Source organism: Mycobacterium sp. AZCC_0083, assembly GCF_014202335.1.
GTDB lineage: Bacteria > Actinomycetota > Actinomycetes > Mycobacteriales > Mycobacteriaceae > Mycobacterium.
Genome location: NZ_JACHGP010000002.1, coordinates 40,104 through 52,747 on the forward strand (window position 1 = coordinate 40,104; position 12,644 = coordinate 52,747).

Genomic DNA, 12,644 nt, shown 5'->3' on the forward strand with positions numbered 1-12,644 from the left:
GGCGCAGGTGGTGCAGCAGAACTAGCCGGTCGAGCCGACGACCGCCGCGCAAAGGTCGGAGACGACCTCCGTCCAGATCGCAGGGTGCGTGCTCCAGAAATTGTGTGGGACGCCGGTGATCTCCAGGAACACCCCGCGCGGGACCAACGCGGCGAGCTGACGAAGAGGCCAGTCGGGGCGGATGTCCTCGGCTGCGGCGACGAAGGTCATCGGCACGGCCGAGTCGGCCAGTCGCCGGAACAACTCGGGCTCGTGAATCCACTCGTCGAAGGAGGCCTTCAGCGACTCGTGCACTGCCGGCTCCCACTCGATGACGAACTCGTCTTCGGTGTGCTGGCGCGATGAGTAGACGTCGGACCAAGTCCGATCCTCGTGCATCCCGTGACCGGCAAGCCCGACCACCGCGCGCACGCGTTCCGGGTGGTCCAAGGCATAACGGACGGCCAGGTCCGCACCGAAGGAGTGGCCAACCACGGTCCAGGAATCCGCGCCGACCTCGCTCCTGATCGTCTCGAGGTCGGCGACCGCTTGAGCGAGGTCATGGGGGCCACCGCCAGAGCGGCCAACGCCGCGCGGCTCGGGAAACCAGGCACGCGTCCCATGGGGCGCCAATGCGTCGTTCTCGAGGTAGTTCACGCACCCTGGTCCGCCGGACAACACCAAGACATCTGAACCATCACCCACGACGCCGACGTGCAGTGACGTCGCATCGTCGGTGCGCACCGTCACGGCCTTCACGGTTCCGATTCTGCCCATAGCGCCCCGGCCTCCTGCTCGGCCGCTGCGACGGCGGTGCCGAGGTCCAGCGTTGCGACGAGGAGATGGGTCTGGTCTCCATCCCCGTCCCACCGCGGCGCCTCGGCGATCACGGCGCCATCGGGGGCGATGATCCGGCTACCTCCGAGCAGTGCATTCGGCCCTGTGCCGCCGCACTGATTGGCCATCAACCACCATTGACCATTCGCGAGCGCATTCGCGGGGTACAGGATGTCCCACCATGATTCCGTCGCGGCCTCATAGGCGGAGATCGAGATCACCACACGCGCACCCAGGTCGTGCAGTGCCCGCGCATACGCGGGGTGATCGCCGTCAAAACACACGCTGAGCCCGACGGTCCCGATTCCGTCGACGTCGACAACGGTTGGTTCCGAGCCCGCCGTGAACACGCCGTCCTCACCCAGCGGGGTATACAAGTGCACCTTGCGATGTCGCGCCCGAAGGCTGCCATCCGGTGCGTAGACGACGGCGGTGTTGAAGAGTCGCCCGTCGTGATCGACCTCGGGTACCGAACCCGCGAAGAGCCAAACATCGTGTTCCACGGCTGCCGCTGCGAGATGGCGTCCGCGTTCGCCATCAAGTGGCTCGGCCGCGGCGGCGGCGTCCGCGGCCAGCGACGTCGCGTCGTAACCGGAGGCCCAGAGTTCGGGGAGCACTACGAGGTTGCAGCCCCGAGCGGCCAGCGATTCGATGTGGATAAGTGCCGTATCGAGGTTTCGCCGAGGTTCGCCGCAGGTGGGGTGCCATTGTGCGATGCCGACCGTTGTCGTGCTCATGCCCGTCATCGTGGGTCGTCGTCCCACAGCGGTCAAACACGAGATTTCGATGCGCGGCATCTCGATATTGGATGAGCAGAGGTTCTAGAAGCGCGTAGTCCTACTCATCCACAGCAGCCGCAACCCGGGCATGCTGTGTACATGCCGCAAACCAAGGTCGGGACCGACGCACACGAGGTCGGCGCCCCCACCGCATCCGGTCGCGATCGCGCCGTCGACGTCGCCCGGCTCGCAGCGCTGGTGGTCGTCATGTTCGGGCACTGCGCACTGCTGCTCGCCACCATCGACACCAACGGACTGCACATCGGCAACCTGATCGGCGAGCTGCCCGCGATCGCCCCCCTCACGTGGGTCGCCCAGGTCATGCCGCTGTTCTTCCTCGCAGGCGGCGCCGCTGCCGCGTACGGCTGGAAGACGGGCACGCCGTGGGGCACCTGGCTGTTCACCAGGGCGCAACGACTGTGCAGGCCCGTGTTCTGGTACCTCGCGGCATGGACGGCCGGTCTGCTCGTGACCCGGATGGTCCTCGGAGCGGAGTCCGCGGAGGGACTTGGCCGCGAAAGCGTCGCGCTTCTGTGGTTCCTCGGCGTCTACCTGGTGGTGCTCGCGTTCGTACCGGCGCTGACCAGGCTGAGTTCGGGGCGTGCGGTCGCGGTCGTGATCGTGTCCCTTCTGGCGATCTCGGCTGGGTTCGACGGCCTTCGGGTCGCGCTCGACTCGCCGACGGCGGGTGGGGCCAACTTCCTGTTCGTCTGGCTGATCCCCGCGACTATCGGCGTCGCCTATGCGCGGCGGCTGATCGGACCGCGTGCGGCACTCGTCACGGCCGCGGCCGCGTTCGCCGCGCAGTTGGCCCTCGCGATGACCGGGCTGTATGAAGTGTCCCTGGTCGTGACCGGCGTGGAGCGGATGTCCAACACCTCACCGCCGACGCTGTTGCTGGCACTGCACTCCATCTGGGTGTCGTGTGTGTTCGTCGCCGCCGCGGGCGCCATCCAGCGGTGGGCCGCCCGCCCGCGGGTCTGGCGCGTCGTCTCCGTCGGCAACGGGGGAGCGATGACGCTCTATCTGTGGCACATCCCCGCCATCGCCGTCGCCGCGTTCACCCTGCACGCCGTCGGTCTCGACGCGTACGACGTGCACGCACCGGGGTTCTGGAGCCTGCTTGCTCTACGCGCTCTGGCGTTCGCGATCGTCATGGCGGCCGCGTTCCGGCTGCTCTCACCGCTCGAACACCGCAGGCTGCCATGGTGGGACGCGTCCGTCGGTGCCACCGGTGCCCGTTCGACCGCCGCAGGTGCGCTGATATGCGTCGCCGGCGTCGCGCTGGTCTGGCTGGCGAAGAACGGGCTGGCCGGTTCGGAAGGGTGGATCACTCTCGGATTCTTCCTCGCCGCGGTGGTGGCTGCGCGGGTATGTCAGGGGCGTTCGGTAGGGTCATCGGGTGACTCCGAGCCTGACCGTCAAACCCGTAAACACCCGTCTCGCTGAGGAACTCGCCGTACGCGAGGCCCAGGTGGCCGCCGCGGTGCGGCTGCTCGACGAGGGCTCGACCGTGCCGTTCATCGCGCGGTACCGCAAAGAGGTCACCGGCAGCCTCGACGACGGCCAGCTCCGCACCCTCGAGGAGCGCCTCGGATACCTGCGAGAACTCGACGACCGGCGCACCGCCGTACTGGCCTCCATCGAGGAGCAGGGAAAGCTCACCGCCGAACTCAAGGCAGCACTCCTGTCGGCTGACACCAAGTCCCGGGTCGAGGACATCTACCTGCCCTACAAGCCGAAGCGGCGAACCAAGGCGCAGATCGCACGCGAAGCTGGTCTCGAACCGCTCGCCGATCAGATTCTGAGCGATCCGACGCTCGCCCCCGAAGAGTTGGCTGCCGGGTTCCTCGGGGCCGACGTCGCCGACGCTGCCAGCGCACTCGACGGGGCTCGACACATTCTCATCGAGCGTGCCGCCGAGGACGCCGAGCTCGTCGGCGCGGTCCGCGCCAAGTTTTGGGCCGACGGCGCGCTGCGGACGGCACCATCATCGGAGGAGATCTCCAAAAGCGCTGCAGGACAGAAGTTCCGTGACTACTTCGAGTTTTCCGAGTCGTTGGAGAGGATCCCATCACACCGGGTGCTTGCCGTCATGCGCGGCGAGAAGGAGCAGGTGCTCGCACTCAACCTCGACGGTGGCGACGAGGCGGTGTACCACGCCATGGTCGCCAAGACGCTCGGGATCGACATGACCTCCACGGCCGCGGCGACACCGTGGCTGGCGACCACCGTCAAGTTGGCGTGGCGCGTCAAGCTGATGATCTCGGCTGCGGTCGACGCCCGCATGCGGCTGCGGCAACGCGCCGAATTGGACGCCGTGGCGGTGTTCGCCAAGAACCTCAAGGATCTGCTGCTCGCGGCACCGGCCGGTACGCGCACGACGCTCGGCCTCGACCCCGGCTTCCGGACGGGCGTCAAGGTGGCGGTCGTGGACGGCACCGGCAAGGTGGTCGATACCTGTGCGATCTTCCCGCACCAGCCGCAGAAGCAATGGGATGCCGCGAAGGCAACGCTGGGAGCGCTCGTCGCGCGCCACGGGGTCGACCTCATCGCCATCGGCAACGGGACGGCGTCCCGCGAAACCGATGCACTGGCAGCCGAACTGATCGCCGACATCCGCAGCTCCGGCGCGACCGCCCCCGTGAAGGCCATGGTGAGCGAGGCTGGCGCCTCGGTGTATTCGGCATCTGCGTATGCGGCGCACGAGCTGCCCAGTCTCGACGTCACACTGCGCGGGGCGGTGTCGATTGCACGTCGGCTCCAGGATCCGCTCGCGGAGCTGGTGAAGATCGAGCCGAAGTCGATCGGCGTCGGGCAGTACCAGCACGACGTCACGCCGGGCACCCTCGCGCGCAGTCTGGATGCCGTCGTCGAGGACGCGGTGAACGCCGTTGGCGTGGACCTGAACACCGCGTCGGTTCCGCTCCTTGCCCGCGTCTCGGGCATCACGGAAACCCTGGCCGAGGCCGTCGTTGCCCACCGCGAGCAGACCGGACCGTTCCGCAAGCGCAAGGCACTGCTGGACGTTCCTCGCCTGGGCCCCAAGGCATTCGAACAATGCGCCGGCTTCCTGCGGATCACCGGCGGCGACGACCCCCTCGACGCATCCGGCGTCCACCCCGAGGCCTACCCGGTGGTCCGGCGGATCCTCGACCGCTCGGGCGTCACCCTCGCCGAACTCATCGGCAACGAACGGTCGTTGCGGTCACTGCGCCCCGCAGACTTCGCCGACGACCGGTTCGGCATTCCCACGGTGACCGACATCCTCGCCGAACTGGAGAAGCCGGGACGCGATCCACGGCCCGCGTTCTCCACGGCGACGTTCGCTGCCGGTGTGGAGAAGGTGGCCGACCTGAAGGCGGGCATGGTCCTGGAAGGCGTGGTGACGAACGTCGCGGCCTTCGGGGCTTTTGTCGACGTCGGCGTCCATCAGGACGGGCTGGTGCACGTCTCCGCGATGTCCGATCGCTTCGTCTCCGATCCGCACGAGGTGGTGCGGTCCGGGCAGGTGGTTCGGGTGAAGGTCATCGAGGTCGATCTGGATCGCCAGCGGATCGCACTAACTCTGCGCCTCAACGACACCCCGCAGGGCGGTCACCGGGGCGAGCGAAGCGACGGGAAGAGCCGGGGCAAGCGCCCCGACCGCGGAGCTCCCGCGCCCCGCGGCGACGCCAATCAGGGCAAGGGCGGCGCCAATCAGAGCACGGGCAAGCGGCCAAACCCCAGTCGCGACAAGAAGTCTGGCGCTCGAGAGTCGAATCAATCCACGGGGTCGATGGCGCAGGCATTGCGTGACGCCGGGTTCGGGCGGTAACCCGAACGGCTGGCCTGGGCGAGCGAAGCGACGGGTGATGTGGCCGGCGCGAGCGAAGCGACGGGAAATTTACTGTTCGACTGTCGCCTGCGCGGGTTGTTTGGGCCACTTCGCGGGTTTGGGCCGGGGCCTGACCACCTGCGGCCACCAGAACCAACGACCCATCAGTGCGGCGATCGACGGCGTCATGAACGCCCGGACCACCAAGGTGTCGAAGAGGAGGCCCAGCCCGATCGTCGAACCGATCTGGGCCACCACGATCAACTCGCTGACGACCATCGACATCATGGTGAACGCGAACACCAGGCCGGCGGCGGTCACGACGGACCCGCTGCCGCCCATGGCGCGGATGATTCCGGTGTTGATCCCGGCGTGCAGCTCTTCCTTGAGGCGCGCCACCAACAGCAGGTTGTAGTCCGCGCCCACGGCCAACAGGATGATGACCGCCATCGCCATCACCATGAAGTGCAGTTCGATGCCAAGTATGTGCTGCCAGACCAGAACCGACAGGCCGAACGACGCGCCGAGTGACAGCACCACGGTGCCGACGATGACGGCGGCCGCGACGATGCTGCGCGTGATGAGCAGCATGATGATGAAGATCAGTGTCAGCGCGGCGATTCCAGCGATCAACAGGTCGTAACTGTTGCCCTCCTGCATGTCCTTGAACACCGAGGCAGTTCCGCCGACGTAGATCTTCGATCCTTCGAGGGGCGTGCCCTTGATGGCTTCCTTCGCCGCCTCCTTGATGGCGTCGATGCGATCGATGCCGTCGGCGGTCAGCGGATCGCCTTCATGGGAGATGATGAACCGCACGGCGTGGCCGTTCGGCGAGATGAAGCTGTCCATACCGCGTTTGAACTCTTCGTTCTTGAAGATCTCCGGCGGCAGATAGAAGGTGTCGTCGTTCATGGAGTCGTTGAACGCATCACCCATCGCGGTGGAGTTCTCGTCCCTCGCCTCCGACTGGTCCTGCATGCCCGCCTGACTGGAGTGCATCTTCAGCATCATCATTTGCATCGACTTCATAGTCTCGATGTTCGGCTTCATCAAAGCCGCCATCTGCGGCATTATCAGGTCGAGGCGTTGCAGGTCCGGGAGCAGCTCCTGGAAGTCAGAGGTCATGGTGTCGACACCGTCGAGCGTGTCGAAGATCGAGCGCATGGATGTGCAGACCGGGATGTCGTAGCAGTGCGGTTCCCAGTAGAGATAGTTGCGAATGGGGCGGAAGAAGTCATCGAAATCGGCTATCCGGTCTCGTAATTCGGCGATGTCGACGGCCATGTCGGTGGTCTTGCCGACCATCTCGTGGGTCACCGAGCTCATCTCTTCCATCAACTCGATCATCCTGCTCATCGTGTCGATGGTGGTCTGCATGTCGGCGGCCTGCACCAGCATGTTGTCCATGGTGTCCTGCATGTACTTGCGGTTCATCGTCTGATTGACGCCACTGTTGCTGAGCTGGGCCGGAATCGTGCTGAACTTGATGGGTTTGCCGCTAGGGCGGGTGATCGCCTGAACGCTTCCGATGCCGGGTACATCAAAGACGGCCTTGGCGATCTTGTCGATCACCAGGAAGTCCGCCGCGTTGCGCAGATCGCGGTCACCTTCGATGAGCAGCAGTTCGGGATTCATCCTGGCGACGGAGAAGTGCCGCTCGGCGGCGGCGAATCCCGCGTTGGCGGGCAGATCGGGGGGGATGTAGTTGCGGTCGTTGTAGTTGGGCTGGTAGCCCGGCAGGGTGAGCAGGCCGACCAGCGAGAGCGCGACCGTCGCGAGCAGGATCGGGGCCGGCCACCGGACGATGGCGGCGCCCAACCGTCGCCAACCGCGAATTCGCATGGCGCGCTTGGGTTCCAGCAGTCCGAAGCGGCTGGCGACCGTGATCACCGAGGGGCCCAGTGTGAGCGCCACGAACACTGCCACGGACATTCCGACCGCGAGGGGGACACCCAGCGATTGGAAGTAGGGCAGCCGGGTGAACGAAAGGCAGAAGGTCGCACCGGCGATCGTCATGCCAGAGGCCAGTACCACGTGCGCGGTGCCGTGGAACATCGTGTAGTAGGCCGACTCCCGATCTTCGCCTACGGTGCGGGCCTCCTGGTAGCGCCCGATGAGGAAGATCGCATAGTCGGTCGATGCGGCTATCGCCAGGGTGACAAGAAGATTCGTCGCGAAGGTCGACAGCCCTATGAGGTCGTGGTAGCCAAGGAACGCCACCGCGCCGCGGGACGCCGACAGCGTGAGGAACACCATGACGAGCACGATGAGGACGGTGGTGATCGACCGATACACCAGAAGCAGCATCAGGATGATGACGCCGAACGTGGCGAACTCGATGATCTTGACGCTTCGGTCGCCTGCCATCTGCTGGTCGGCGGCCAGCGCCGACCCCCCGGTGACGTAGACCTTGACCCCCGGTGGGGGAGTAAGCCCGGCGACGAGTTTTTGCACGGCCGCGACCGACTCGTTGGCCAGGGCTTCACCCTGATTGCCTGCGAGATACACCTGCACGTATGTGGCTTTACCGTCGGTGCTCTGGGCTCCGGCTTCGGTCAGCGGATCGCCCCAGAAATCCTGAACGTGCTCGACGTACTTGGTGTCGGCCTCGAGCTTGGCGACCATGTCGTTGTAGAAGCGGTGCGCATCGGCGCCGAGGCGCTGTTCGCCCTCCAGCACGATCATGGCCGAACTGTCGGACTTGAACTCCTCGAAGACCTGGCCAACGCGCTTCATCGCGATCACCGATGGGGCTTCGTCGGGGCTCATCGAGACCGACCGCATCTGGCCGACGACTTCGAGCTGCGGCACGGTCACGTTCAGGATTGCGATGATCGCGATCCAGAAGATGACGATGGTGGCCGCCAACCGGCGGATCCACTTCGCCGGGCCACGTCGCCGGGCCTGCTCGGTTGGGGGGACGGGTTCGATGGTCGGGGCGCTCACCATGTCGTCATCCGGGGTTTGCGCCCGTCTGCAACGGCAGCGGGCACCTCGGCGGAACTCCTCCCTAGGGGCGTTAGGTCACCTTAGTAATACCAGATGGGGACGCCTCACAGGGGCTTCGTCGACCGGTCGGCGGTGGTCGCCGCGGACGCTCTAACCGCTCGCGACGTTCACCTGCAGCGGCAGGTCGATCTGGTTGTGCTGACCCTGAATGCGCACGTTGTAGACGTGGCGACCCCCTGCGGGTTCGATGGGAAGCATGATCTGCGGAGTAATCATGAACACCAGGAACTCAGTCACCACGAAGGGCGTCGACAGCGCAGCAGTCCACCGGCTTCCGGTCGGGCCATTGGCGTCGACGCAGACCACGTACTCCTGACCGACGCTGTCATCGCCGACGTCCGCCAACAGCACCAGCTGAGTCAGGAACCCCGTAGATCCCGGTGGAACCGTGGTGCTGGACCAACAGCCGCCGGAAACCTCGAGCATCCCATTCGTCTCGCTCGCCGCGTTCGCAAAGAAGGCCCCCGTCAAATGCATACGGCGAATGCTAGTGGTCATGGTGCTTTCCAGATCAGCGCGCGGAGTTCAACCCGAAGAGACGCGCTGGAGTTTCGTCCATGATTTGGCGAGCGGTGCCTTCGTCGACGACGCTCAGCAGATCACGCATCGGGTGAGCTGACGCCATGTCGAACGGGGCATCCGTGCCCATCACGAGGTTCGCGGGACCTACCCGTTTGACGAGCATTTCCAGAACTTCGGGATCGTGCGCGAGGGTGTCGAAGACGAAGTTCTCCAGCCACTTCTCCGGGTCACCGGGGATGTCCTGGCACTCCGGCCGGACGCCTCGCGCATGGCGTAGCCGCCCGATCTGCCACGGCACGAACCCTCCGCCGTGCAACAAGATGATCCGCAACGACGGGAAGCGGGAAGGGGGACCGGCGCACACCAGCCTTTCGGCGGCGATAGTGGTCTCCAGGAGGTTGCCGATCGCGTTCTGCAGGTACCAGTCCGCAAGGCCGGGGTGCGGCGCGTTGTATGCCGGGTGCAGCATCACCGGCAACCCAAGGCGCGACGCGGTGGCCCACAACGGATCGAAGTCGCTGTGGTCCAGTGGTTTTCCCGCCATCAAGGTGCCGACCTCGATGGCAACGGCTCCGGCGGCCTTCGCGCGCTCGATTGTGTCGGTGATAGCCGACAGGTCCTGTAGCGGAACGTGTGCCATCCACCGCAGCTGCGGTTCGCCTGTGCAGAACTGCGCCAGGGCTTCGTTGACGAGGGCTGCAAGGTGCGCGGATCTGCCGGGCTCGGCGTGGTAGCAGAACAGCGCGGGGACCAGCGAGACTATCGCCGCGTCGAGGCCGACGTCAGCGAGCCGGTCCAGCTTCGCATCGGGATCGGTGAATTCGGGGGTGAGGGTGAACCGGACGCGGTCGGCCTCGACGACTCCGAGCCTCGCGAGGCGCTGGAGCAGATGCGTGACTACGGTGCCTTGTTCTTGGGTGAGGGAACGTGTGTCAGCTATGGCGACAAGGTGATTGGCCCCGGTCACCTATCAGGAAGTCACCTACACGGCGAGCAGCGCCGCCCTCGGCGAACTGTGCGGGCGGGCCGCCCGGGTGGAGCTGTTCGAGGGTCACGCCCGTTCCGGCGACGTCCGTCACGCCAAGTACACCGGCGCCCCGCTGTCATGGACCGACCACGTCTTCAACCCGTAATGTCTACTGCCGCGCCATCGCTACCCGGAAGCGTTCGTCGGGGTCGATGTAGTGGTCGGCGTCCTTGGCGTCCTCGCCGAGGTCGATCCGTACCCAGTCGATCTTGCCGCTGAACCTGCTGGAGTGTGCGGTGTAGTCCGGGCTGACGGTGGTGCCGGACTCATAGCCGACGTCCGTCGTCTCGTCGGCCGAGAAGATGAAGCCCTGGGTCTGATCGACCCGACCCTTGCCGACTTCCCTACCGTCGTAGTAGAGGGTGACGTTGCCGCCCTTGCCCATTCCGCCGCCGTCATAGTCGAACTCCATGCGTACCTGGGTTGTGCCTGCCGGGACTGGTTCGGTTGCGTCGATCTCGAACGACTTGATGCCCAGCACGTTGTAATAGAACTTGGCGTGACCATCCTTGGCGTACAGGCTCCACCCGCCGAACCGACCGCCCTGGGCGATGATCACGCCCTCGAGGCCATCTGCAGGCGCCTGCACCTCGGAGGTGACCGCGAACGACTTGTTCTTGATGTCGACGACGCTGTTCTCCGACAGCCGACCCATGCCAGGAAACAGCAATTGGCTGTTGCCCTTGATCAGCGACGGTCGCCCAGCGGTGGCGGGGTTGATGCGCTCGATCTGGCGGTCGTCGAGCGGAAGCACGTTGTACTTGACCGCCTCGATCAGCCAAAGGCGCTGTAGTTCATGCAGTTTCTCCGGATTCTCCTTCGACAGATCCCTCGACTGGGTCCAGTCGCTGTTGCCGTCGTAGAGCTCCCAGACGTCGTCGTCGAAGGCGGGCATCGCCTGGCCGCCCATTGCCCATGGCGTGCGATGCTTGGTCACCGCGCTCCACCCCTTGTGGTAGATGCCTCGGTTGCAGAACATCTCGAAGTACTGGGTCTGGTGCCGCTCGGGTGCATCGGCGTCGTTGAAGCTGTACAGCATGCTGGTCCCCTCGTGGGGGCTCTGCAGGACGCCGTTGACCATCGTCGGCGCCGGAATGCCCGCTGCCTCCAGCACGGTGGGTGCGAGGTCGATGACGTGCGTGAATTGGTTGCGGTGACCACCCTTGTCATTGATTCCCTTGGGCCAGTGCACGATCGTGCCGTTACGCGTGCCGCCCCAGTGCGACGCCACCTGCTTGGTCCACTGATACGGCGAATCCATCGCCCACGCCCAACCGACCGCGTAGTGGCCGTAGGAACCCTCTCCGCCGAACTCGCCGAGTTTGGAGATCATGAACTCGGGGGTCTCGATGTCGGCCATCCCGTTGAAGTTGGCCATCTCGTTGAACGCACCCTGCAGGGTGCCCTCCGCTGAAGCGCCATTGTCGCCGACGATCAGGTAGACGAGGGTGTCGTCCAACACCGGCCCCAGGGCATCGAGCAGCCGGCCGACGTGGTGGTCGGTGTGCTCCAAGAACGCGGCGTAGACCTCCATCTCGCGCTCGAGCACGGGCTTGAGGGCCGGATCCATGTCATCCCACGCCGGGATCTCCTCGTGGCGCGGGGTGAGCACGGCGTCCGGTGCGATGACGCCCAGTTCCTTCTGGCGTTCGAACGTGATCTCGCGCTGCCGGTCCCAGCCGTGGGCGAACTTGCCCTTGTACTTGTCGATCCACTCCGGCGGCACCTGGTGCGGCGCATGGGTGGCGCCGGGCGCGAAGTACATGAAGAAGGGTTTGTCGGGCAGCAATGCCTTCTGCTGGCGCGCCCAGTTGATCGCCTTGTCGGTCAGATCCTCGGTCAGGTGGTAGCCCTCGGCCGCCGTCTTCGGCGGCTCGATCGGGGTGGTGCCCTCGTAGAGGGCCGGATCCCACTGGTTGTTTTCCCCGCCGATGAAGCCGTAGAAGTACTCGAATCCGCCGCCTCCGGTCGGCCATGCGGTGAACGGTCCTGCCGGGCTGGTTTGCCACACCGGAATCTCATGGCACTTGCCGAACTGCGCGGTGGAGTAGCCATTGAGCTTGAGGGTCAGTGGCAGCGGCGCCTTGGTATTGGGGAGCACCGAGGTGTACCCGGGCGCCGCGGTCGCGGTTTCGGTGATGTTGCCCATACCCACCGAATGGTGGTTGCGACCGGTCAACAGGGCTTGGCGCGTCGGCGAGCACAACGCCGTGGTGTGGAACCGGTTGTACTTCAACCCGCCCGATGCCAGCTTTTCGAAGTTGGGCGTCTCACAGGGTCCGCCGAACGCGCTGCTGGCGCCGAAGCCCACGTCGTCGATCAGGATGACCAGCACGTTGGGTGCACCGTCGGGCGGACGCACGTCCCTGATCGGCGGATAGCTGGTGTCGGGGTCCTTCGCATCGTAGGTGGTCAGCCCAACGTGCGGGACATCCGGAATGGGCAGGATGTCGCGCACTACCCGCGGCGATTTCGCCATGATGGTCCTCCATTGGACAAGCTGAATACCACGGTGGTACAGCAGATTTGGTGCTCACAGCAACTTATTTGGACGACCAAGCGGATGGTCGGCAAACGGGAGAACCGATCACGCGTCTCCTCTCACGGACTGCCCGAGTCAAGGGCATCAGCCTAAGCCGCGCGGCTCCCTCAGGGAGCTGTTCGACACGCGCGG

Annotated in this window: 8 protein-coding genes and 1 pseudogene; 3 read left to right on the forward strand and 6 right to left on the reverse strand. The window is 65.5% G+C overall.

The window, feature by feature from the left end; translation table 11 throughout:
* Nucleotides 1-21 precede the first annotated feature (21 nt).
* Together HNP02_RS03725 and HNP02_RS03730 are read right to left on the reverse strand one after the other, a co-directional pair.
* Entirely contained in the window at nucleotides 22-738 is a 717-nt protein-coding gene (locus tag HNP02_RS03725) for an alpha/beta hydrolase (protein WP_309241403.1), read from the reverse strand.
* The gene (locus HNP02_RS03730; protein ID WP_184435223.1) at nucleotides 735-1,553 is read right to left on the reverse strand and encodes a carbon-nitrogen hydrolase family protein; all 819 of its coding nucleotides are present in this window, start codon (nucleotides 1,551-1,553) and stop codon (nucleotides 735-737) included. The genes HNP02_RS03725 and HNP02_RS03730 overlap by 4 nt, the downstream gene beginning before the upstream one ends.
* Before the next feature lie 141 nt (nucleotides 1,554-1,694).
* On the opposite strand from HNP02_RS03730, the gene HNP02_RS03735 reads away from it, so the two are divergent.
* Together HNP02_RS03735 and HNP02_RS03740 are read left to right on the forward strand one after the other, a co-directional pair.
* Nucleotides 1,695-3,044, forward strand: coding sequence for an acyltransferase (locus HNP02_RS03735; protein WP_184435225.1), 1,350 nt, complete (start codon nucleotides 1,695-1,697; stop codon nucleotides 3,042-3,044).
* Nucleotides 2,998-5,412, forward strand: coding sequence for a Tex family protein (locus tag HNP02_RS03740; protein ID WP_184435227.1), 2,415 nt, complete (start codon nucleotides 2,998-3,000; stop codon nucleotides 5,410-5,412). The genes HNP02_RS03735 and HNP02_RS03740 overlap by 47 nt, the downstream gene beginning before the upstream one ends.
* A gap of 69 nt (nucleotides 5,413-5,481) precedes the next feature.
* Here HNP02_RS03740 and HNP02_RS03745 read toward each other — a convergent pair whose 3' ends face one another.
* The 3 genes from HNP02_RS03745 to HNP02_RS03755 form a co-directional block, all read right to left on the reverse strand.
* On the reverse strand, nucleotides 5,482-8,361 hold the full coding sequence (locus HNP02_RS03745) for an RND family transporter (protein WP_184435229.1): 2,880 nt from the start codon (nucleotides 8,359-8,361) through the stop codon (nucleotides 5,482-5,484).
* A 150-nt stretch (nucleotides 8,362-8,511) separates the two neighbouring features.
* Complete coding sequence (locus tag HNP02_RS03750) at nucleotides 8,512-8,919, reverse strand: hypothetical protein (protein ID WP_184435231.1); 408 nt, start codon at nucleotides 8,917-8,919, stop codon at nucleotides 8,512-8,514.
* 13 nt (nucleotides 8,920-8,932) lie between these two features.
* Nucleotides 8,933-9,883: an amidohydrolase family protein gene (locus tag HNP02_RS03755; protein ID WP_184436467.1), complete on the reverse strand. Its 951-nt coding sequence runs from the start codon at nucleotides 9,881-9,883 to the stop codon at nucleotides 8,933-8,935.
* On the opposite strand from HNP02_RS03755, the pseudogene HNP02_RS03760 reads away from it, so the two are divergent.
* Nucleotides 9,806-10,076, forward strand: a pseudogene (locus HNP02_RS03760) (histidinol dehydrogenase); the annotation flags it as partial. The gene HNP02_RS03755 and the pseudogene HNP02_RS03760 sit on opposite strands and share 78 nt — an antisense overlap.
* A 3-nt stretch (nucleotides 10,077-10,079) precedes the next feature.
* On the opposite strand, the gene HNP02_RS03765 reads toward HNP02_RS03760, so the two are convergent.
* Nucleotides 10,080-12,449: an arylsulfatase gene (locus HNP02_RS03765; RefSeq protein ID WP_184435233.1), complete on the reverse strand. Its 2,370-nt coding sequence runs from the start codon at nucleotides 12,447-12,449 to the stop codon at nucleotides 10,080-10,082.
* Nucleotides 12,450-12,644: the final 195 nt, after the last annotated feature.